General features: G+C 68.5%; 23 protein-coding genes and 1 tRNA gene. 14 read left to right on the top strand and 10 right to left on the bottom strand.

Translation table 11 applies throughout. The annotated features are described in order from the left end of the window. The first annotated feature begins 58 nt into the window (after positions 1-58). Positions 59-517: a Fur family transcriptional regulator gene (locus GKO32_RS18620; protein WP_154758153.1), complete on the top strand. Its 459-nt coding sequence runs from the start codon at positions 59-61 to the stop codon at positions 515-517. A gap of 467 nt (positions 518-984) precedes the next feature. Further along, entirely contained in the window at positions 985-1,557 is a 573-nt protein-coding gene (locus tag GKO32_RS18615) for a hypothetical protein (RefSeq protein ID WP_154758152.1), read from the top strand. A 57-nt stretch (positions 1,558-1,614) separates the two neighbouring features. Here GKO32_RS18615 and GKO32_RS18610 read toward each other — a convergent pair whose 3' ends face one another. Further along, positions 1,615-2,667, bottom strand: coding sequence for an alpha/beta hydrolase (locus tag GKO32_RS18610; RefSeq protein ID WP_312868095.1), 1,053 nt, complete (start codon positions 2,665-2,667; stop codon positions 1,615-1,617). A 104-nt stretch (positions 2,668-2,771) separates the two neighbouring features. Here GKO32_RS18610 and GKO32_RS18605 point away from each other — a divergent pair, with 104 nt between their 5' ends. The 4 genes from GKO32_RS18605 (at position 2,772) to gad (ending at position 5,865) form a co-directional block, all read left to right on the top strand. Further along, on the top strand, positions 2,772-3,344 hold the full coding sequence (locus GKO32_RS18605; protein ID WP_312868094.1) for an NADPH-dependent FMN reductase: 573 nt from the start codon (positions 2,772-2,774) through the stop codon (positions 3,342-3,344). A gap of 129 nt (positions 3,345-3,473) precedes the next feature. Beyond that, positions 3,474-3,896: an organic hydroperoxide resistance protein gene (locus GKO32_RS18600; protein WP_312868093.1), complete on the top strand. Its 423-nt coding sequence runs from the start codon at positions 3,474-3,476 to the stop codon at positions 3,894-3,896. Positions 3,897-3,913: 17 nt separating this feature from the next. After that, positions 3,914-4,390, top strand: a complete 477-nt coding sequence (locus tag GKO32_RS18595) for a Dps family protein (protein WP_154758149.1) — start codon at positions 3,914-3,916, stop codon at positions 4,388-4,390. 83 nt (positions 4,391-4,473) lie between these two features. Next, positions 4,474-5,865, top strand: a complete 1,392-nt coding sequence (gad, locus tag GKO32_RS18590) for a glutamate decarboxylase (protein ID WP_154758148.1) — start codon at positions 4,474-4,476, stop codon at positions 5,863-5,865. A 4-nt stretch (positions 5,866-5,869) separates the two neighbouring features. Here the strand turns inward: gad and GKO32_RS18585 are convergent, their stop codons facing one another. Further along, positions 5,870-7,696, bottom strand: coding sequence for a S9 family peptidase (locus GKO32_RS18585; protein ID WP_312868091.1), 1,827 nt, complete (start codon positions 7,694-7,696; stop codon positions 5,870-5,872). A 38-nt stretch (positions 7,697-7,734) separates the two neighbouring features. Here GKO32_RS18585 and GKO32_RS18580 point away from each other — a divergent pair, with 38 nt between their 5' ends. Next, positions 7,735-8,481, top strand: coding sequence for a class I SAM-dependent methyltransferase (locus tag GKO32_RS18580; protein ID WP_312868090.1), 747 nt, complete (start codon positions 7,735-7,737; stop codon positions 8,479-8,481). A gap of 182 nt (positions 8,482-8,663) precedes the next feature. On the opposite strand, the gene GKO32_RS18575 is transcribed toward GKO32_RS18580, so the two are convergent. The 3 genes from GKO32_RS18575 to GKO32_RS18565 form a co-directional block, all read right to left on the bottom strand. Further along, a tRNA-Pro gene (locus GKO32_RS18575) sits at positions 8,664-8,737 on the bottom strand. Positions 8,738-8,766: 29 nt separating this feature from the next. After that, entirely contained in the window at positions 8,767-9,735 is a 969-nt protein-coding gene (locus GKO32_RS18570) for a metallophosphoesterase (protein WP_376765975.1), read from the bottom strand. 17 nt (positions 9,736-9,752) lie between these two features. After that, positions 9,753-11,900 (bottom strand): transglycosylase domain-containing protein, encoded by a 2,148-nt coding sequence (locus tag GKO32_RS18565; protein WP_312868089.1) that lies wholly within the window; start codon positions 11,898-11,900, stop codon positions 9,753-9,755. A gap of 214 nt (positions 11,901-12,114) precedes the next feature. On the opposite strand from GKO32_RS18565, the gene GKO32_RS18560 reads away from it, so the two are divergent. Continuing rightward, the gene (locus GKO32_RS18560; protein ID WP_154758147.1) at positions 12,115-12,399 is read left to right on the top strand and encodes a WhiB family transcriptional regulator; all 285 of its coding nucleotides are present in this window, start codon (positions 12,115-12,117) and stop codon (positions 12,397-12,399) included. 13 nt (positions 12,400-12,412) lie between these two features. Here GKO32_RS18560 and bagB read toward each other — a convergent pair whose 3' ends face one another. Next, positions 12,413-13,525 carry an ATPase BagB gene (bagB, locus tag GKO32_RS18555; protein WP_154758146.1) on the bottom strand — a complete coding sequence of 371 codons (1,113 nt, stop codon included), beginning with the start codon at positions 13,523-13,525 and terminating at the stop codon, positions 12,413-12,415. Then, on the bottom strand, positions 13,525-14,529 hold the full coding sequence (gene bagA / locus GKO32_RS18550; protein ID WP_312868088.1) for an ATPase BagA: 1,005 nt from the start codon (positions 14,527-14,529) through the stop codon (positions 13,525-13,527). Before bagA ends, bagB begins: the two co-directional genes overlap by 1 nt. A 109-nt stretch (positions 14,530-14,638) precedes the next feature. Between bagA and sp36 the strand changes: the two genes are divergently transcribed. From sp36 to GKO32_RS18520, 6 genes are read left to right on the top strand one after another with little or no spacing between them, the layout of a single operon-like run. Then, positions 14,639-14,800 (top strand): Sp36 family protein, encoded by a 162-nt coding sequence (sp36, locus tag GKO32_RS18545; RefSeq protein WP_154758145.1) that lies wholly within the window; start codon positions 14,639-14,641, stop codon positions 14,798-14,800. After that, positions 14,797-15,249: a RidA family protein gene (locus GKO32_RS18540; protein ID WP_154758144.1), complete on the top strand. Its 453-nt coding sequence runs from the start codon at positions 14,797-14,799 to the stop codon at positions 15,247-15,249. The genes sp36 and GKO32_RS18540 overlap by 4 nt, the downstream gene beginning before the upstream one ends. A 1-nt stretch (position 15,250) precedes the next feature. After that, positions 15,251-15,871, top strand: a complete 621-nt coding sequence (locus GKO32_RS18535; protein WP_154758143.1) for a hypothetical protein — start codon at positions 15,251-15,253, stop codon at positions 15,869-15,871. A gap of 37 nt (positions 15,872-15,908) precedes the next feature. Next, positions 15,909-17,024, top strand: a complete 1,116-nt coding sequence (locus GKO32_RS18530; protein ID WP_312868087.1) for a hypothetical protein — start codon at positions 15,909-15,911, stop codon at positions 17,022-17,024. Between the two features lie 20 nt (positions 17,025-17,044). After that, on the top strand, positions 17,045-17,848 hold the full coding sequence (locus GKO32_RS18525; RefSeq protein WP_376765974.1) for an NUDIX hydrolase: 804 nt from the start codon (positions 17,045-17,047) through the stop codon (positions 17,846-17,848). Continuing rightward, the gene (locus GKO32_RS18520) at positions 17,845-18,609 is read left to right on the top strand and encodes an MBL fold metallo-hydrolase (RefSeq protein ID WP_154758141.1); all 765 of its coding nucleotides are present in this window, start codon (positions 17,845-17,847) and stop codon (positions 18,607-18,609) included. The genes GKO32_RS18525 and GKO32_RS18520 overlap by 4 nt, the downstream gene beginning before the upstream one ends. Here the strand turns inward: GKO32_RS18520 and GKO32_RS18515 are convergent. The 3 genes from GKO32_RS18515 to GKO32_RS18505 form a co-directional block, all read right to left on the bottom strand. Continuing rightward, a complete protein-coding gene (locus tag GKO32_RS18515) occupies positions 18,604-19,833 on the bottom strand; it encodes an MFS transporter (RefSeq protein ID WP_154758140.1) in 1,230 nt (409 codons plus the stop codon). The two genes, GKO32_RS18520 and GKO32_RS18515, sit on opposite strands and share 6 nt — an antisense overlap. A 533-nt stretch (positions 19,834-20,366) precedes the next feature. After that, positions 20,367-21,041, bottom strand: a complete 675-nt coding sequence (locus tag GKO32_RS18510; protein ID WP_091508361.1) for a Crp/Fnr family transcriptional regulator — start codon at positions 21,039-21,041, stop codon at positions 20,367-20,369. A gap of 221 nt (positions 21,042-21,262) precedes the next feature. Beyond that, the gene (locus GKO32_RS18505; RefSeq protein ID WP_154758139.1) at positions 21,263-21,526 is read right to left on the bottom strand and encodes a hypothetical protein; all 264 of its coding nucleotides are present in this window, start codon (positions 21,524-21,526) and stop codon (positions 21,263-21,265) included. Between the last annotated feature and the right edge of the window lie 6 nt (positions 21,527-21,532).

The following is a 21,532-nucleotide window of genomic DNA, read 5'->3' as shown; positions in this document are numbered from 1 at the left end:
GTGATCTCCGCGCGCCATTCTTGACCGGTTCCAGAAAGTGGCGCAAGCTGGCTGAGTCATGTCAGACCAGGGAATCTCCGCACGGGCCCGGCTCAAGGCCGCCGGCCTGCGGATCACCGCGCCACGAGTCGCCGTCCTCGAGTGGCTTGCCGAGCATCCGCACACCACGGCCGACCAGGTCGCCGACGGTGTGCGGCAGGTGCTCGGCTCGGTGTCCACTCAAGCCGTCTACGACGTGCTGCACGCGTGCGCGAGGGCCGCACTGGTGCGGCGCATCGAGCCTGCCGGGCACCCGGCACGCTTCGAGACCCGGGCCGCCGACAATCATCACCACGTGGTGTGCCGCAGCTGCGGCCGCACCGATGACGTCGATTCCGTGCATGGCGTGGCGGACTGTCTCGAACCCGGTCAGGCGGCGGGCTTCGTGGTGGACAGGGCAGAAGTCGTCTTCTGGGGTTTGTGCGCGGACTGCGTCGCACTCGGCCGTAAGGAACCGGCCGGCGCGACCGAGTACTGAGCCGTTCGTTACCAATCCGACCACAGTCACGGCTATCCGGCTTGCGCGGCAACGGTTACGTGTCGCTCGGGGCCTGCCTACTTTTGGTCGGATTGATAACAGGACTCCCACCACGGAGCCGTATGGCCGCTGCGACAAATGGGGCGCCCGCGACTCCACAAGTGGGAAATTTTTTCATGATCACTGCGGTGTGATCAGGGCGAGGCCTCACCGAATGCACTGCATCGGGTGGTCGCCACGTGTCCGCGGGGTTGGTCGGCCACGCAGCGCGACGCCCCTTCCTCGCGTTTTTGATCATCGGGCTAATCGTGCTGCGAACCTGTTCATCAATTGGTGCAAAATTTCGGCGATTCGATTCCGGCACGTAAGGGTGACTCATTGTCCCGGTCGGGTGATCGAGTGGTGACCATCTGACCGCGCCGGTACCCATAACCCCGTTAGGTCCACAGAGGCCAGGAGGTTAGGGAATGAAAGGCAAGTTCGCCCGGATCACCGCCATTGCGGTGGCGGGAAGCGTGCTCGCGATGGCCGGAGCCGGGATCGCGTCAGCGGAGGGCAAGGGCACCTCGAGCACGGAGGCGGTCGGCCAGCAGGTCCTGCAGCTTCGCGACCAGTTGACCAGGGCCGCCTACGGCGCCGACGTGGCAGGCACCCAGCGCTCGCTCGACCGGCTCGACCCGGTCCTTGGGGACCTCGCCGCGGGACAGAAGTACTCGATCCAGGCGGATCGGCAACAGCAGGCGGCGGACGCGCGGAGCCTCGCGAGCGACAGCAGCCGCGTCCTGGCTGACCCGTCGCAGGCGCCCACCGCGCGCCAGTTGCCGGTGCCGGTACCCGATCTGCCGGACCTGCCGCCGCCGCTGAACATCGTCACCAACCTGCTCAAGAGCCTGCTGACGCTGGTCACCACCTTGCTCGGGGGCCTGCTCGGCGGTGGGGTGCCGTCGCTGCCGGTGCCGGGACTGCCGGTGGGGGGCGCGCCGAGCCTGCCCACGCCGGGCGCGCCGTCGCTGCCGGTGCCGGGGCTGCCGGGCGTGTAAGTCAGCACTGGTGAGGGGGCCCGGGGCCTGGCGTGTCACGACGCCAGGCCCCGGTCGTCATTTGAGGCCGGACAATCCCAGCCGCAAGGCACCCGCCGCCTCGGCGGTCGCTTCGCGGAACCGGCGGCCGATCCCAAGGAAATTGACGTACCCGTGGATGAGATCCGCCTGGCGGCTCACCGCGACCGGCACCCCCGCCGCCCGCAGCTTTTCGCCGTAGGCCTCGCCTTCGTCGCGCAGCGGATCGAAACCGGCGGTCGCGATGTAGGCCGGTGGCAGACCGGAGAAATCCTCGGTCAGCAACGGGGAAAGACGCGGATCGGTGCGGTCGGTCCCGGTCGGGGCGTAGTGGTCGATGAACCACGTCATATCCGCGTCGGTCAGGAAGAACCCGCTGCCGAACAACTCCCTCGACCGGCGGCGCGTCGAGGCGTCGACGCCCGGGTAGAGAAGCAACTGGAAGGCCGGTGCCGGACCACCTCTGCCGGTCATGACCTGCGCGGCGACGGCAGCGAGGTTCCCGCCCGCGCTGTCCCCGCCCACGGCGATGCGATCGGGGGCGGCGCCGAGGTCCTGCGCCTTGGCGTAGGCGAATTCGAACGCGGTCACTGCGTCGTCCGCAGCCGCCGGGAACGGGTGTTCGGGCGCGAGCCGGTACTCGATCGACAGCACCCGCACCCCCGCGTACTTGGCGAAGAAGCGCGCCGCGTTGTCGTGACTTTCGCGAGTACCGATCACCCAGCCGCCGCCGTGGTAGAAGACCAGCAGCCCGGAGTTCCCCGGCAGACCTTGCGGTGTGTACAGGGTCGCCGGGATGCCGCCGTTGTCGTCGGGGATCGTCAGCTCCCGCTTGCCGACCGGCTCGATCGGGGCGCCGCTGACCAGATGGTGGGAACGGGCGAGTACCTGCCGTGCCAGCTCGGGAGTCCGCTTCGACATCGCCACGCCCGAGAACTGCTGGAGCCGCAACAGGAGCTGGGCATCGAGCGAAAGCACCTGGCCGTCGACCTGGATGGGCCGGCCGGCGATGAGCCGGCGCACCGGACGCGGCAGCCCGAAGGCCAGCTGGGCCCCGGCTGCTTCGACGCGGGACCGGAGAGTGTTGACCACGAGCCCCCACGTTACCGACGAGTAGCCCGGATGGCCACCCTGTGACCACGGTCTCCGTCCCAAAACCTGGACCTCCAGTTAAGTCGAGCAGCTAGCCTCAGAAAGTGACTTCCTCCTCGGCGCCCCACATCCTCGGTATCGGTGGTTCCCTACGTGCCGGCTCGCAGTCGGAGCGCGCGCTGCGCATCGCGCTTGCCGGCGCGGAAGAAGCCGGCGCGCGAACGCAAGCGATCACGGGCAACGATCTTGCCTTCCCCTTCTACGATTCCGCGCTCGTCGAGCGCACGCCCGAGGCCGAGCGGTTCATCGAAGCCGTTCGTGCCGCCGACGGGCTGATCATCGTTTCGCCGGGTTATCACGGTGCTCTGTCCGGCCTGATCAAGAACGCGCTCGACTACATCGAGGACCTGCGCCCCGACACCCGCCCGTACCTCGAGGGCCGCGGGGTCGGCCTGGTCGCGGTCGCGTACGGCTGGCAGGCGGCCGTGACCACGCTCGACCAGTTGCGCACGATCGCGCATGCCCTGCGTGGCTGGCCGACCCCGCTGGGCGGTTCGGTCAACTCCGCCGAGGTCAAGTTCGACGAAGCGGGCGGCGCATCGGACGAGAAGGTGGTCGGCACGCTGCGCCTCATCGGGCAGCACGTGACGGAGTTCGCCCGCGCCCGCCAGGCTTGATCGATTAGCACGGCCTCCTGCTGGGTACTCACGTGACGGTGACGTGTGCGCCGGGGAACGTGCGCGCCCTGCGGACGGTTGTCACCAGTGGGAGGCTTTGCTCCCCACGAATCAGGAGGTACGGACACAGTGGAAGCCCTGTACACAGCGGTCGCGACGTCGCGCGGTGATGGTCGCAACGGCGAGGTCACCTCGTCGGACGGAGTGATCGACGAGCAGCTGGCGATCCCCAAGGAGATGGGTGGGCCGGGTGGGGAGCGCACCAACCCCGAACAGCTGTTTGCGGCCGGCTACTCGGCCTGCTTTCACAGCGCGTTGCAGGCGGTCGCACGTCAGACGAACGTCAAGCTCAACGGCACCACTGTCACCGCCGAGGTGACCATCGGCAAAGACGGTGACGCCTTCGAGCTGGCCGTGAAACTGGAGGCCGTGCTGCCCGGGCTGGAGCAGGGGCAGGCCAGTTCGCTGGTCGCGCAGGCGCATCAGGTGTGCCCGTACTCCCGTGCTACCCGAGGCAACATCGAGGTCGAGGTGACCGCCAAGACCTCTTGAGCGAGAGGAATTCCGTAATGGCGAACTCTCCCATCAAGAGCCCGCTGCCCGCGAGCGACAAGGAGCTCACCGGAAACGCCCTGCAGGCCACGCTGGTCGACCTCGTCGACCTGTCGCTGATCGGCAAGCAGGCCCACTGGAACGTGGTGGGTGCGAACTTCCGCAGCGTGCACCTGCAGCTCGACGAGCTGGTGGCCACGGCGCGCAAGTATGTCGACGAGGTCGCCGAGCGTGCCAATGCCATCGGTGTTTCGCCCAACGGCAAGGCGAAGACGGTGGTGGAAAGTTCCGGGCTCCCGGAGTATCCGGACAACTGGCAGAGCGTCGAGTCGACCGTCGCCGCGATCGTGCAGATCCTTGCCGAGGAGATCGCCCGGCTGCGCAAGCGCATCGACGAGACCGACAAGAGTGATCTGGTCACCCAGGACCTGTTGATCGAGATCACCCGGGAGCTGGAAGAAGCCCACTGGATGTGGCAGGCCCAGCAGGCATGAACCCGGATGCCGTGAGGGGAATTTCCCCTCACGGCATTTTTGTGCGCTCAGCGATCTTGTTGCCGGGGAGCTATGTTCCGTACATGGTCCTGCACTCGGGAAACACGAACCAGGCGAACCGGCGCGGCGGCAGCAACCCGTTGGTGGGCGGAAGGAATCCGGCATTCGCCGCGACGCTGACGTTGCCGCATCACCGCCTCGCCGAGGAGCCGTTGCCCGCGGACACCGCGTTGCAGCTCGTCCGCGACGAGCTCCTCCTTGACGGCAACGCGCGGCTCAACCTCGCCACGTTCGTCACGACATGGATGGAGCCGCAGGCGCGCGACCTGATGGCCGAGTGCGTGGACAAGAACATGATCGACAAGGATGAATACCCGCAGACCGCCGATCTCGAGCGGCGCTGCGTGTCGATCCTTGCCGACCTGTGGCACGCGCCGGACCAGGCCGACGTGATCGGCTGCTCGACCACCGGCTCGTCGGAGGCGTGCATGCTCGCCGGGATGGCGCTCAAGCGGCGCTGGTCGAAGCTCGGGCGCACCGGCAGGCCGAACCTGGTGATGGGCGCGAACGTCCAGGTGTGCTGGGAAAAGTTCTGCGAGTACTGGGAAGTCGAGCCGCGGCTGGTGCCGATGGACGGCGACCGGTTCCACCTGTCCGCGGAAGAAGCCGTGGCGCACTGCGACGAGAACACCATAGGTGTCGTGGCGATTCTTGGGTCCACTTTCGACGGTAGCTACGAGCCGGTCGCACAGATCGCCGGTGCGCTCGACGAGCTCGCGGGACGCACCGGCTGGGACATCCCGGTACACGTGGACGGCGCGTCCGGTGCGATGATCGCGCCGTTCCTCGACCCCGATCTCGTCTGGGATTTCCAGCTGCCGCGGGTGGCGTCGATCAACACCTCCGGACACAAGTACGGGCTGGTGTACCCGGGCGTCGGCTGGGTGCTGTGGCGCAATCATGACGCGCTGCCGCAGGAGCTGGTGTTCAACGTGAACTATCTCGGCGGTGAAATGCCGACTTTCGCGCTGAACTTCTCGCGACCCGGCGCCGAGGTCGCCGCGCAGTACTACACGTTCGTGCGCCTCGGCCGCGAGGGTTTCCGTGCGGTGCAACAGGCTTCGCGTGATGTCGCGATGGGCCTGTCGGCCCGGATCGCGGAGCTGGGCCCGTTCCGGCTGCTGACCCGCGGCGACGAGCTGCCCGTGTTCGCCTTCACGACCACGCCGGACGTCACGTCATTCGACGTCTTCGACGTGTCCCGCCGGCTGCGGGAACGTGGCTGGCTGGTGCCCGCGTACACGTTCCCGGCGAACCGGACGGATCTTGCCGTGCTGCGGGTGGTGTGCCGCAACGGTTTCACGAACGACCTGGCGGACCTGCTGATCGATGACCTTTCGCGGGACCTGCCTGAGCTGCAGGCACAGTCGGGGCCCACGCACGATCCGAAGGCCAGCACAGCCTTCCACCACTGACCGGTCAGTTCCCCAGTGCCCGCAAGGCAAAGTGGATTTCGGCCGCGGTCTGTTTGATGGTCTCCGCGATCACGAGTGAGCCGTGCCCCGCGTCGTAACGGTAGAACTCGTAAGGGATTTCCCGGGTGGCCAGCCGGTCCAGGTAGTTCTCGATCTGGCGGATCGGGCAGCGCGGGTCGTTGTCCCCGGCGAGAACCAGCACCGGTGATCGCACGGCATCGACGTACGTGATGGGCGAGCATTTCTTGTACACGTCGGGAACGGACTCCGGGGACCCGCCGAAAAGCGCACGGTCAAAGGAACGCAGCTGCTCCATCTCGTCTTCGTAGGCCGCGACGTAGTCCGCGACCGGCACGCTCGCCACCCCCGCCGCCCACCGGTCCGGCTGGGTGCCGATCGCCAGCAGTGTGAGGTACCCGCCCCAGGAAGCACCGGACACCACGCATTTCGCCGGATCGGCGAGTCCACTGTGGACCAGCCAGTCATGGACCGCGGCGACGTCTTCCAGCTCGGTGAGGCCGGGCCGGCCCTCGATCGCGTCGCGCCACGCGGTGCCGTAGCCGGTCGAACCGCGATAGTTGACCTCGACGACCGCGAACCCGGCGTCGAGCCACGCCGCGCGGTAGGCCGAAAACCGGTCCTCGTCGGCGGCATGCGGGCCACCGTGCAAGGTGAACACGGTGGGGACCGGGCCTTCCGGCGCGTCGAGCGGCCGCGCGACGAGCGCGTGCACCCGGCCACCGGGCCCTTCGACGAACGCATCGACCACCGGCGCCGAGCCGGGCGCCGGCTCACCGGGAGGGGTCAGCAGGACCGAATCCGTGCCGTCCGCGGCACGGGCGCGGATCACGGTCGGCCGTGCGGCACTGGACCACGAGTACTCGACCGTGCCGTCCGGACGGACGCCGGCACCGCCGATCCGGCCCTTCGGTGTGTCCAAAGAGGACAGTTCTCGGGCGCTCAGGTCGTAGCGGTACAGGGAACTGCGGCCCTCGTGAAAGTGCACGACCAGCAGGGCGTCGGCCAGCGGGTACCAGCCGGCGGTGACCTCACCGGGCAGGTCGAGGCTCAGCTCCGTCTCGGTGTCGTGCTCGATGTCCCAGACCAGCAACTCTTCCCGGCCGCGGCGTTCGTGCAGCACGAGCAGCCGCGAGTCACCCGCGACGGGTGAGAACTCCAGCGGCGTCAGGCCTTTGCCTTCGCCGTCCCATTTTTCGGCCACCGTGGCGAAACCATTGGCGGCGAGCACCCGGACCGCGGGATGGCGGGAGTCGCCGTGCTCGGAATGGGAGATCGCGATGAGGCTTTCGTCGCGGGACAGCGCCGCGATGCCCGCGTCGTCTTTGCTCGCGTAGAAGCGTTCGGTCTTGCCGTTGGTGTGCACGAACAGCTCGCTGCCGTCGTCGGTCGAGACACCGATCGCGGTCAGCAGCCTGCCGATCTCGAGGCCCGCTGGGTAGCCGTCGTGCACGTCGGGAACCGCCCGTTCCGCGTGGCCGCCGGTGAAGGATTCCCGTACCCACGAGCCGAACTCGTCGCCGTCGGTGTCGTTGAACCACCAGATCGACTCACCGTCCGGTGCGGTCGTGGCGGCCAGCGTGCCGTTGGGGCGGTCGGTGACCTGCCGGTGCTCGCCGGTCGCCCGGTCCCACGCGTACACCTCCCAGACGCCGCTGGCGTTGGAGACGTAGATGTTCTTGTCCGGCGCGTCGATGGCCCAGTGCGGCACCGAGAGGCGAGGCGCGTGGAAGCGGGCTCGCCAGCGGGTTTCGGCCGCGGGGTCGTCGAAGAGGCGGTCGGGGATCACGGCGGGCGGGTGCTCAGTGGTCACCCCTCGATCCTGCCAGGTGCTGCCCGTACGGTGGGCGTGTGCTGGAGGGATACGCGCCCGGGTTCGCCGATGACGCGCTGTCGATGATGTCGGCACGGAGCGCGAGCGATCGGGCGGAATTCGTGCTGCGGACGTTGAAACCGGGGATGCGGGTGCTCGACGTCGGGTGCGGGCCGGGCAGCATCACGCGGGGTTTCGTGGCCGTCGTCGGGGCGGGGCATGTGCTCGGGGTGGATGCGGAGCCGCGGCAGTTCTCCGCACAGTCCACTGTGGAGCTCGTCGCCGGCTCGGTGTACGCGTTGCCGGTGCGGGCGGAAAGTGTGGACCTGGTGTTCGCGCACGCGTTGTTCGAGCACCTGAGCCGTCCTGCCGACGCGCTGCGCGAGCTGCGGCGGGTATTGAGACCGGGTGGCACACTCGCACTGTCCACTTCGGACTGGAGTCGGGCGAAACTGCAGCCGAAGACGGTGAACGTGGTGGCGGCCCTGCGTGGCCACTACCTGCTGCGCCGCCGCGCGGGCGGTGACCCGTTCGCCGGCAAGCACATCGCGGGCATGGTCGAACAGGCCGGCTTCCGGGAAGTCCGAAGTCACGCGAGGTTTCGTCCCGACATGGCCTACCGGGACCTGGCCCGGTACGTGGAGTCCCGCCTGGACGCCGCACTGTCGGCCTCGCCCATGGACCAAAGCCAACTGGCCTCCGCGGCCCGCTCGGCCTGGGCCTGGGCCAACGGCGGCGACGGCTCCTTCCACCAATGCTGGGTAGAAGTCCTAGCAACAAAATAAAACGAACAAAAAAACGAAGAGGGAGGCGCACTGAAGAGGGATGCGCCCTGATCTGGCACCGAGAGGGGGGTGCAGGGGGGCGAAGCCCTCCCTGCCGGGGGTTTGGGGGTTCGACCCCCAATGCAATAACGAAAGATCCCTGTCTGCACGTAGTGGCAGACAGGGATCTCCCAGATCTTTCGTCGGGGTGGCGGGATTTGAACCCACGACCTCCTCGACCCGAACGAGGCACGCTACCAAGCTGCGCCACACCCCGAGGTACTGCTTAACGGGCCGAGGAGAAGTCTAGCGGACGGTGGTGCGGGCGTTGCGGCGGGTCTCCTCTGCGGTTTCCTGGTCCGTTTTGCCGCGTGGGACGAGGGTCAGCAGGCTGGCTTCGGGTGGGCAGGCGAAGCGCGCGGGGGCGTACGGCGAGGTGCCGAGGCCTGCGGAAACGTGCAGCCACATGTGCGCGCCCCAGCGGGATGCGCCGCGGGCGCGGGAGCGGTCGAGTTCGCAGTTGGTGACGAGGGCGCCGATCCCGGGGATGCGTAGCTGGCCCCCGTGGGTGTGGCCGGCCAGTACGAGGTCGTAGCCATCGGCGGCGAAGGGGTCGAGGACGCGTGGCTCGGGTGAGTGGGTGATGCCGATGCGCAGGGCGGCGTCGGGGTCGGCCGCGCCGGCAATCTCGCGGTAGCGGTCGCGGCGAAGGTGCGGATCGTCCACCCCGGCGGCGAACACGGTCTGTCCGTCGACGGGGATGCTGCGGCGGGCGTGGGTGAGGTCGAGCCAGCCGTACTCGATGAACGCGGCGCGCAGGTCACGCCACGGCAGGTGCTTGCCGTGGATGCGCTTCTTCTTGCCGCGCGGCATCAGGTAGCGCGCGGGGTTCTTGCGTTTGGGCGCGTAGTAGTCGTTGCTGCCGAAGACGAACACGCCGGGCCGGTCGAGCAGACTGCCGAGAGCCCGCAACACGGACGGCACGGCTTGCGGGTGGGCGAGGTTGTCCCCGGTGTTGACGACGAGGTCGGGCTGGAGCTCCCCGAGCGCGGCGACCCAGCGCTGCTTGGACTTCTGCCCGGGCATCATGTGCAGGTCGGAGATGTGGAGCACACGCAGTGGCCGCGCCCCGGGGGCGAGCACCGGCAGTTCGGCCGTGCGCAACGTCCAGCGCCGCCGCTCGATGCCGACGGCATACCCGAGCGTCGCCGCGCCGACCGTCAATGTCCCCGCAGCCAGCCGGGCTGCGGTCTTCCTGTCACCCTCGGTACCCACACGTCCGAGGATACGGGTCAGTGTTCGTACGCCGGGTCCGATGGGGGTAGCGGGATGACCGGTTGCCCGGCCAGGATCTGGTTCATCGCGCCGAACCAGGTTCGGGCGGGGGCCTTGCCACCGAACATGTTGCCGTTCGCGCAGGGTGTGACGTTTCCGGCGCCGTCACACAGGCCGCCGAACGGGTTGTCCGGGCGGAACACCATCGCGGCGCCCGCCATTTGCGGGACCGCAGCGACGAACGCGGCCGAACCACTTTCCTGTGTGGTCCCGGTTTTGCCGATCATCGGCCGGTTCCAGCCGGCGGCCTGCGCCGCCGCCCGTGAGGTGCCGTCGGTGTCGTCCTTGCTCATCCCGACGGCCAGGCTGTTCGCCAGCCCCTCCGGCACGGCCTGCTCGCACGCCGGTTCCTTCACCTTGATCGGTTTGCCGTCCCGGTTCGACACGGCGGCGATCGGTGTGGGCGGGCACCAGACTCCGCCGCTCATGATCGTCGCCGCCACATTCGCCAGTTCCAGACCATTGGTCGGACTGAAGCCGAGGGTGAAGGCGCCGAACCCGTCCTTCGACGCACCACCGGGCCCGTAGTACTTCTGCTGGGTCATGTTGTGGATGGCTTCTTTGCTCTTCGGATCCACCGGCCCGCCGGTGGCGGGGTTCGATGCCATGGTGTTGCGCATTCCCAGCCGCCGCGCCATATCGAGCACAGGGCCAAGTCCGGCCTGCTCTTCCAGGATCACGAATCCGGTGTTGGGTGAAGTGGCGAGCGCCTGCTGCAACGGCATCGAGGGACCGTAGTTGCCCTCGCCGTAGTTGCTGAGGCAGTACGCGCGGGTTCCGCGTGCGACCAGCGGGCAACTCTGGCCGCCACCGACGTAGATCCGCGACACATAGGACTGTGGCGTTTGGATGGTCGCGTAGATCCCCGTCTTGTGCTGTTCCAATGCGGCTGCCGTGGTGAAGATCTTGTAGCTCGATCCCGCACCGGTCACATTGGACACATCGGAGGGCAGCGCGTACGTGGTCTGGCCCTTGCTCGCATCGGGGCCGTAGTCACGGTTTGCTGCCAGCGCAACGACTTCGTGTTTGTCCTTGCCCGGCCGCACCAAGGACAACGTGTTCGCCACGTTCTTCTGCGTCTTGTTGACCTGCTGCTCCGCGGAGACCTTCGCCGCGTGCTGCGCGTTCTGGTCCATTGTGGTGCGAATGGTGTATCCGCCGGAGTACAGGTCGTCCTTCGACATTCCGTTGGTCAGCAGGTAATCCTGCACGTACTGGCAGAAGAAACCGTTCTCCGGCCCGGCGCCGGTGCAGTTCGCGGCCGGTTTGACCGGCCCGTCAGGGAGCACACCCAGCGGCTCGGTCTTGAACTTCGCCGCGTCCTCCGGCGCGAGTTTCCTGTTCTCCACCATACGATCCAGTACCAGGTTGCGGCGTTCGGTCGCGCGCTCGGGGTGACTCCACGGGTCGTAGAACGGCGGGTTGTTCACCATTCCCGCCAGCAATGCCGCCTGTGGCACGGAAAGCTTGTCCGGCGTGGTGTTGAAGTACGTCTGCGCGGCCGCGCCGACCCCGTAGATCTTGCGGGAGAACTCGACGACATTCAGGTAACTGGTAAGGATCTGGTCCTTGTCCATTTTGGTCTCGAGCTGGATCGCGATCCGCGCTTCCTTGAGCTTGCGGGCGACCGACTGCTCCTGCGCCTTTTTCTGACCGATCTCGTCGTCCCGGTAGATGACGTTGATCAGATAGTTCTTGACGTACTGCTGCGTCAGCGTGGAGGCACCCTGCGTGTCGCCACCGGTGCTGTTGCTCAGCGCGGCCCGGATCGTGCCCTTCCAGTCCACGCCGTGGTGCTCGTAGAACCGCTTGTCCTCAACCGACACCAGCGCCCACTTCATCGCCTCGTTGATCTGCGACGAGGCGGTCGGGATGCGGTACTGGTCATACAGCGTCGCGATGGGGTGGCCCCCGGAGTCGGTGATCGTGGTGACCAGCGGCGGCGGCACGTTGGCCAGCTCGGCGGACATGCTGTCGACGGTCTCGCTGGCCTTGTTCGACGCCACCCCGGCGGCGCCGACGATCGGGAACAACACCCCGGCCGTCAGGATCCCCGCGAGCAGGCACAGACCGAGCAGCTTGAACAGACCATCCGTTTTCCGCACGGGCTCAGCGTAGTGGGACCCGTTGTGTGCTCGCCGCGAACCGGACCGTGTACCACGTCGGCTCGTCCGATGCGAGGTGTTCCGGTAACGAATTATCCGAAAGATCTTGGCGCGGGAACCGATTCGCTCTACAGTCCGTCAACGTCTCACGTAAGGCGCAGGGGAAGCGCCTGGTGATCCACCAACGTGAGCCGAGGGTGAGGAGCTGGGGGTAATGGAAACCACTGAGCGGAGCTGGCGGATCGACGCGCTGTGCCGCGACACGGACCCGGACGAGCTGTTCGTCCGTGGCGCGGAGCAGAACCGGGCCAAGAACGTGTGCATGGGTTGTCCCGTGCGCACCGAATGCCTGGCCGAGGCGCTGGACAGCCGGATCAGCTTCGGTATCTGGGGCGGCATGACGGAACGTGAGCGGCGTGCGCTGCTGCGCCGCCGCCCCGGCGTCACGTCGTGGGCGGAACTACTGGAATCGGCGAAACGGGAGTCCGCGAGGGTGTAGTCCACTCGCGCGGCTAATCAGAGGTGGCGAGCCGGTCTCCGATGTCGCGGAGGCCGGCCACGTCGTGCACGTCGCTGGGCAGCGCCGGCACGCGCACGATCGGCACCTCGGGATGTGCCCGGGTGAACCGTGCGAGCAGCCGTTCCTCGCGTTCGGCGGCCGCGACCCGGTCTGCATGCAGTCGCAGCACGGCGGTGGCCAATGGCGCGTTCGGCTCAGCGCGCTCGGCCGCCGTCAGCGCCGCGGTCGCCGAGAGCTCGGCCAGCACGGGGTGAGTCCGGTTCGCGACCAGCCCGGACAGCGGCATGGACTCGGCTGAGAGCCGGTCCACGAAGTAGCTGGCTTCCCGTAGCGCGTCCGGTTCCGGTGACGCGACGACGAGGAACGCCGTGCCCTTGGACCGCAACAGCTCGGAGGTCTTGCGCGCCCGCTCGCGGAAGCCGCCGAACATCGTGTCGAAGGCCTGCATGAACGCGGACGCGTCGGCGAGCAGCTGCCCGCCGATGATCGTCGAAACCGCTTTCGCGAACATCGTGAATCCCGCGGACACGACCTTCCGCAGACCCCAGCCGCCGGCCTTCGCCGGCGCGGTCAGCAACCGGATCATGCGCCCGTCGAGTGCGCTGGAGAGCCGGGTCGGCGCGTCGAGGAAGTCGAGCGCCGAGCGGCTCGGCGGGGTGTCCACGACGATGAGCTCCCAGTCGCCGGTCGCCGCGAGCTGGCCGAGCTTCTCCATCGCCATGTACTCCTGAGTACCGGAGAACGACGTGGAAATGGTCTGGTAGAAGGGATTCGCGAGCAGTTGCTCGGCTCGGTCGGGCCCGGCGTGCGCGCGCACCATGTCGTCGAAGGTGCGGCGCATGTCGAGCATCATCGCCCACAGTTCGCCTTTCGGGTCGAAGCCCTCGACCTTCACCTGACGGGGATGGTTGCCCAGTTCGCGCAGGCCGAGTGCTTGTGCGAGGCGCCGCGCCGGGTCGATGGTGAGCACGACGGTCTGCCGCCCGCGCTCCGCCGCCCGCAGCGCGATCGCGGCGGCGGTGGTGGTCTTGCCGACCCCGCCCGAACCGCAGCACACGATCACCCGCGTCTCCGGATCGTCGATCAGCTTGTCCATGTCGAGCATCAGCGGACCCCCTGCTCGATGAGGACCTCGGCGATGTCGTACAGCGCCGCTACATCGACCCCGTGGGTGAGATCGGGAATTTCCAGCGTGGGCAGGTCGGCTTCGGCGAGCTGTTCGCGGGCGCGCTGCTCGGCGGCGATCCCGATGGCGTGCTCGACGGTCTCGGCGACCAGTGCCTCCACGGTGTCCTCGGGCAGGTCCAACCCTGCCGTGGCGAGCCCGCTGCGCACCCGCGACGCGTCCACCCGGCCGTCCGCGGCCGCGCTCAGTGACCGCGCCGGCAGCCGCGGCGGGCGCACCCGGTTGACGAACACCGCGCCCGGCCGCAGGTCTGCACCATCGAGCTCGGCGACGGCGTCGACCGTTTCGCGCACCGGCATCTCCTCCAGCAGCGTCACCAGGTGCACCGCGGTCTCCCCGGAGTGCAGCAGCCGCACGACGCCGTCGGCCTGGCCACGGATCGGGCCGGTGCGGGCGAGATCGGTCAGCGCCTTGGTCACGTCGAGGAACTTCACGATGCGGCCGGTCGGCGGCGCATCCACGACGACGGCGTCGTAGGTGTGGCGGCCATCGGATTCGGTGCGCCCGACGCATTCCTTGATCTTGCCGGTGAGTAGCACGTCTCGTAGTCCCGGCGCGAGTGTCGTGGCGAACTCGATCGCACCCATCCGGCGCAGGGTCCGCCCGGCGAAGCCCAGGTTGTAGAACATGTCGAAGTACTCGAGCAGCGCCGCCTCGACATCGATGTGCAGAGCACGCAGTTCACCGCCGCCGGGGGCCGACGCGACGCGCTGCTCCGCGTACGGCAACGGCTCGGTGTCGAAGAGCTGGGCGAAGCCTTGCCGGCCTTCGACCTCGATCAACAGCACGCGGCGGCCGCCACGGGCGAGCGCGAGCCCCAGCGAAGCCGCGAGTGTCGTCTTGCCGGTGCCGCCCTTGCCGGACACGAAATGAAGCCGGGCACGCGCGAGCTCGCCGGTCCAGCCGGCCAGGGGTGTGCTCACTCCCGCAGCGTAATTCACCCGGGCGGTACGGGTCGGTTGTCGGTGACGGAACGTGAGACTTCTCGGGTGGCTCCGTCACGTGTTGCCCGGGTGGCTAGTCTCGGGCCTCATGAGCACCACGAAATGGGAGTACGCCACGGTTCCGCTGCTGATCCACGCGACCAAGCAGATCCTGGACCAGTGGGGCGAAGACGGCTGGGAGCTGGTGACGGTGCTGCCGAATCCCAGTGGCGAACAGCACGTCGCGTACCTCAAGCGGGTGAAGGCATGAGTTGGACCGATCGGCTGGCCCAGCTGGGCATCGAGCTGCCCGGGGTCGCGGCGCCGGTCGCCGCGTACGTGCCGGCCGTCCGCAGCGGTTCGCAGGTCTACACCTCGGGGCAGCTGCCGTTCGTCGACGGCAAGCTCGCCGTGACCGGCAAGGTCGGCGGTGAGGTGAGTCCTGAGGAGGCCAAGACGCTCGCGCGCACATGTGTGCTGAACGCGCTGGCCGCGGTGGACGCGCTCGTCGGGATCGACGCGGTGGCACGGGTGGTGAAGGTGGTCGGGTTCGTCGCCTCGGCCGAAGGCTTCACCGGGCAGCCCGCGGTGATCAACGGCGCGTCGGAGGTGCTGGGCGAGATCTTCGGCGAAGCCGGTGCGCACGCGCGGTCGGCGGTGGGGGTGGCGGAGTTGCCGCTGGGCTCGCCGGTCGAGGTCGAACTGATCGTGGAGGTCTGACATGGATCCGGACATCGAAGCCGCTTGTCACGAGCTGCTGCTGCGTCTGGCCGGCCGGATGCCGGACCAGTTGCTGTGGCGCTACCGCGACTGGCTGGGCGAGAGCGCGATGACGACGCTCGCGCGTACGCTGCCCAGGACTTTGCTAAAGCACAATATTGACCTCGACCAGCCGGAGTATCGCCTGCTGGTCGCCGGACTGGTGCCGCACGGCGCCGACTGGCATCAGGTGAGTTCCACGCTCGGGGTGGACGACGCTCCCGAGAACCGGTACACATTCTCGGGGGGCGCACCCGATCGGGTGAACTCCGTAGACTCAGTGTCCGCGTTGGTGCACGCAACGTTGCGGGGCCGGCCGGACGTGGGCGAGGTACGGGAGAGCTGGCGGCACCGTGAAGGGGAGGACCCGAAGCGGGTGCTGTTGATCACCGCGACGGCCGGCCTGCCGAGGCTGACCGGTGAGCTGCAGCGGGTGCTGCGAGTGCTGGGCGACGAGGAGCCCAGTGTCGAAGTCATGCCGCCGAAGTTCGATCTCCCCGCGTACCACCGCGCCGCGCTCGCGAGCTCTGAACTGATCTGCACCGGAGCAGTGGACACCGGGCACCGCCTCGCCGCTGCATAACGGCTCGCCGCCACGGCGGGCCGCTGGGAGGAGAAACGTGGAGGTCCACAGTGACGCCGCTGGGCTGGGAGCCGACGGGTTCGCGGTTCCGCTGCGGCTGCACAACCTGCTGCTCGCGCTGGCCGGAAGGCTGGACGACAGCGCCCTTTCCGAAGCGCGGGAGCTGACGGCACGGGCTCGTCTCGACGAGGCCGCCGAGCTGACCACGGGTGCGCTGATCGCGGGCAAGCTGCCGGTGCGTGAGTCCGAGCAACACGAGCTCGGCCTCGTGCTCGAGCTGAGCCGTTCCGACGCGACGCTCGCCGACCAGCTCACGGTCAACGACGCCGAAGCGGACAACGGCGTGCAGCACCACTTCACCGGTGACAACCAGCCCGAGCGCGGGATCGCCGAAGCGCTCGACCGCACCTTGCAGGTGCTGCCGGACGTGCGTGCTGTGCACGCGGTGTGGCGCAACACACCGGCGGGCAGCGTCCCCGGGCCGCTGCCGCAGCGGGTGGTGCTGGTCGAAATCGGTCCCGAGGGCAACCCGCCCGCCGCGGCCTACCGGATCGACGCGGCGTTGCGCCGTGCCGGGATCCGCACGGTCGTCGAGGTGTCCGGCCCCGGCGCCGAGCGCAACCGGTACCACGGGCAGGCCCACGACTCGGCCGTCGCGGTGTGGCTGGCCAGCGGATCGACGGTGGCGTCCGCGCCGAGCAGGCCCGCTCCGGCGAAGGCCTCGGCCGTCGCGCGGGAGAAGCCGGGCCGGCATGTCGCGGCCGACGCGAAACCCGAGGAACCCGAACCGGCGCCGCGTAAGTCGAAGGGCCCTGGGCACAAGTTCGCCCCGCGTGAGGAGCTGCCGGAGGCGCGCGTCGAGGCCACCACGGACCTGTCGTCCGCCGAGGTCGCCCAGCTGCGGGCGGCGCTGGCCGAGGACCCGGAAAAGGGCAAGGCCATCGCGTCCGCGACGCTGGGGCCTGGCGAGATCGTCGAGATCCCGGAGCTGGACCTCAACGACCCGCAGCTGTCCGAGCGTGACCGCCAGCTGCTGCGCGAGCTGCACGCCGAGCTCGCGGAGCGGGAGCGGTCGGAGGCGTCGAAGGTCCGGACCAACGGTTCGGGTGGCGAGGACAACCCGCGCTGGGTCGACGGGTTCTCCGGAGCTTGACCGGCGCGTAAGTTCTTGGCGTGCCTGAACTGAGTTTCGACGTGCCAGGCGGGTTGCCGTTCTCCGACACCCCGCCGGCACAGCCCACGGTGCCTCGTGACGCCGCGACCGTGATCCTGCTCCGCGACACCGACGCCGGGATCGAAGTCTTCCTGCAACGGCGGGTCGCCGCGATGGCGTTCGCCGCGGGGATGACGGTTTTCCCGGGCGGCGGGGTCGACGAGCGGGACGCGGACACCTCGGTGCGCTGGGCCGGTCCGGCCGCGAGCGACTGGGCGAAGTGGTTCGGCGGCACGGAATCGGTTGCCAGGGCGCTGGTGTGTGCGGCCGTACGGGAGATGTTCGAGGAGTCGGGCGTCTTGCTGGCCGGACCGGACGGCGGTGTGGTCGCCGACGCGGCGCGGTACGCGGACGCACGCCGGGCGCTGGAATCCCGTGACCTCTCACTCGCCGGGTTTCTTGCCGGCTCCGGGCTGACCCTGCGCGCGGACCTGTTGCGGCCCTGGGCGCACTGGGTCACGCCGGTCCAGGAGAAGCGTCGCTACGACACCCGCTTTTTCCTTGCCGTGCTGCCGGAAGGCCAGCACGCCGATGGCGCGACCACCGAAGCCGAGTCCTCGGGATGGCAGCGGCCGCAGGACGCGCTCGCCGACGCGGAGGCCGGGCGCAGCACCCTGATGCCGCCGACCTGGTACACGTTGAAGGAGCTCGCCGGATTTCGCACCAGCGGCGAGGCGTTCGCGGCCGAACGGACGATCGAGACGATCATTCCCACACTCATCCGCGAAGGAGACCGGATCCGCGTGCTGATGGGGGACCAATGACACATCCGGCGTATGGCCAGTTCCGGCAGGTTTCCCCCGGTGTTTCGGTGCTGCTGGAGAACAATCCCTCCTCGATGACGCTGGAGGGCACGAACACCTGGGTGCTGCGCGCGCCCGACGCGGACCGATCCGTGATCGTCGATCCCGGTTACCACGATCTCGACCACCTGACCAAGGCCGCGGACGCCGGGCCGGTCGCGTTGATCGTGCTGACCCACCACCATGCCGACCACAGCGAGGGCGCGCCGTGGCTCGCGGAACAGGTCGGCGCGCCGGTGCGCGCGTTCGACCCGGCGCTGTGCCAGGGCGATGAGTCCTTTGTGGACGGTGAGGTGATCTCCGCGGCGGGGCTGGAGATCGAGGTGCTGCACACGCCGGGGCACACCGACGACTCGGTGTGCCTGCGGTTCGGCGATCACGTGCTCACCGGGGACACGATCCTCGGCCGGGGCACCACGGTGCTGGCCGACCTCGGGTCGTACCTGCGGTCGTTGCGGCGGTTGCTCGAGCTGCCGTCCGGACTACGTGGGTTGCCGGGGCACGGGCCCGAGCTGGCCGATCTCAAGACGACCGCGCGGCAGTACCTCGACCACCGTGAGGAACGGCTGAACCAGGTGCGCGCCGCGCTCGAGTTGCTCGGCCAGGACGCCACGCCACGCCAGATCGTCGAGCACGTCTACGCCGACGTGGACCAGGCGCTGTGGGCCCCGGCCGAGCACAGCGTGCGCGCCCAGCTCGGGTATCTGCGCTCGGAGTCATGAGCTGACGGTCAGGCTCCGCTCGCGGGCCGGCCGGCGCACGGTGGTGCGCAACGACCAGACGAGTGCCGCGACGACGAGCGCCGCGGCACTGGCGGCGAGGAACGAGGCCGGCGGACCCGAGTGCTCCACGAGGTAACCGCTCACCGACTGGCCGAACGCCAGGCCGAGCGTGACCGCCGTGAGCACCCAGCCGAATGCCTCCGCGGCGGTGCCTTCGGGAGCGACGATTTCGATCGCGGCCGAATGCGTCGCCGACTGCGGCGTGATCATCGCCCCGGCCGCGAGCATCGCCAATGCCAGCCCCCACAACGTCGACGGCCACGCGAGCAACGCCACGAGCAGGCCGAACGCGGCCAGTAACGCCGGCAGTCGCAACGACATCCGGCGTGGCCACGGGCGCAGGCTGAACGCGATACCGAACGCGACCGAGCTGACCGACCAGGCCGACAAAAGCACGCCACCGAGCGTGGGCTGTCCGGCCTCGGTCGCCGCTGCCGGCACGGCGACCTCGACGAAGCCGATCACCATGCCGAACCCGAGTGCGGCCAGCGCGACCGTGCGCATCCCCGGCCCCGCGAGCGCGCCGAGCAACGGCCGGTGCGTCACCGGTGCCGCGCCCCACGCCCGCACGGCCGGGCTGAGCGCGAACATCGTCGCACCGGTGATCATGCACAGCCCGCCGGTGACCATGCCGGTGCCCGGCCACGGCGCGGCGACCAGCAACCCGGCGAGTCCGGGGCCGAGGATGAAGAAGACCTCCATGCTGATCGCCTCGTAGGAGAAGGCGGCGTTCTTCGCGGCTTCGTCCGTGACGAGCCGCCCCCACAAAGCCCGCGAGGCCGAGCCGACCATCGGCTCGGTGATCCCGATCCCGCCGCCAAGCAGCACGAGGACCGGTGTCGCCGCGTGCGCCTCGATCGCGAACGCGAGCGCGGCCAGCGCGACGGCGAACAACACGACCACGACCAACAGTGGGCGCGTCGGCCCCAGCCTGTCGATCAGCCGGCCCTGGATGATCGCGCCCACCGAAACCCCGACCAGCGACCCGGCGGAAACCAGTCCGGCGATGGCGAAGGAGCCGGTCTCCCGTTGTACATAGAGCATGGCCGACAGACCGATCATCGCGATCGGCAGCCGCGCGAGCAGCGAAGCCACCACCGGGCGGCTGGAACCCGGCGTGGTCAGCGCGGCGCGATAGTCGGCGAGAGACACGGATTGGGACATGAGTACCAGTATGCCAACTCTGGTACGTGTGTCCCATTTATTTGGCTAGAGGTATCGGTTGCGTAACGAGCTCAAGTTTTTCCCAGGAATAGCGCAACGAACTTGCCTGTACAGCGTCCTTCGGGGTGAACGGCCTTGAATTACGGGGTAGGGGCCGTGGCATGGTTGACATAACAGAAGAACTCCCTCCGGAGTCGGGTCGGGGCCTAAATTCCGGAGGGCGGGGAGCGCGGTCCGTCGGGGGATGGCCCGCGCAAAGCGAAGGACCGGTGCGCCACGTCGGGGGTGGCGCCCGGTCCTTCGTTCAGCGTGAACTGTGCTCGCTGGCTCGCCCAGTTCACTTCGTCGATCACATGGGGGGTCGAAGCCCCAAACCCCCGCCAGGGAGGGCTCCGCCCCCCTGGACCCCCCGGCTCGGTGCCGGTGGGTCCGTCGTCTCACCTTCGCGACGCGCGAGTTGAGCGTTCGCGGTGCGCGAGTTGAACGTTCCGGGTGCGCGAGTTGTTCGTTCCGGGTGGGTGAGTTGCGCGAAGTTACCGTGCGCGGCGGGCCAGGCGTTCTGGGTCCAGGATCAGGACGGACTTGCCTTCCAGGCGGAGCCAGCCACGGTGGGCGAAATCGGCCAAAGCCTTGTTGACGGTTTCGCGGCTCGCGCCGACGTACTGCGCGATTTCCTCTTGGGTCAGGTCGTGGGTGACCCGCAGGATGCCCGCTTCCTGGCTACCGAAGCGCTGGGCCAGTTGGAGCAAGGCCCTTGCCACGCGGCCCGGGACATCCGTGAAGATCAGTTCCGCCACCATGTTGTTGGTGCGACGGAGGCGGCGAGCGATCACGCGCAGCAGCTGCTCGGCGATCTCCGGACGCGTGGAGATCCACTTCCGCAGCGACGGGCGATCCATCGTCACCGCCCGGACCTCGGTCACGGTGGTGGCGCTGCTCGTGCGCGGGCCCGGATCGAAGATCGAGAGCTCACCGAACATGTCCGAAGGACCTGCGATCCACAGCAGGTTTTCCCGGCCGTCCGGGGACTTCCTGCCGATCTTGACCTTGCCGGACAGGATGATGTACAGCTTGTCGCCCGGCTCGCCCTCGGTGAAGATCACGTGACCCCGGGGAAACTCCACGGTCTCCAAGGTCTGCGCGAGCGCCTCGGCCGCGGCCGGTTCCACCCCCTGGAAGATGCCCGCCCGGGCCAGGGTCTCGTCCACCTCGTGCCTCCTCGTCGGTGGCGACGCCCGCCCCCGGCGTGGGGACCGTGTCGCCGATCACTTTGCTGCAGTCTAGGCCGTTCGGGCGAGATCGTTGCACAGTGCGCCACCGGGCGCGCCTTTCGTTCCCTAAAGACGCGTCTGTAGCGCCCGTACGGGTAGTGACGATCTCGTCAATCGCCCAGCTTAACTGCTGCCAGAAGGGTCTCCGACGTGGGTGGTTAACTTGCGTTCACACCGCGGGGCCTGCGGGTCTTCGACTTCGCCGCCCTGCCGCCGAGCCGGCGCAGCCGGAACAGCTCCAACGCCCGCCCGATTCCGTGCCCGTAGAGCGCCCGCACCTCGTTCGGCCGGGCCTGCTCCAGGAACTCCTCGACCTCTTCCTCCTGCACGGCGACATGCTTCAAGCGGTCCTCGACACGCTCCATGGCCAGTGCGAAGAACATCATCACGAGAGGCACGGCTACTACGAACCAGACGGTCATCGACTT

It is taken from the genome of Amycolatopsis pithecellobii (assembly GCF_009707865.1).
Classification (GTDB): Bacteria; Actinomycetota; Actinomycetes; order Mycobacteriales; family Pseudonocardiaceae; genus Amycolatopsis_E; species Amycolatopsis_E pithecellobii.
This window is presented reverse-complemented; position numbering and strand designations above follow the sequence as displayed.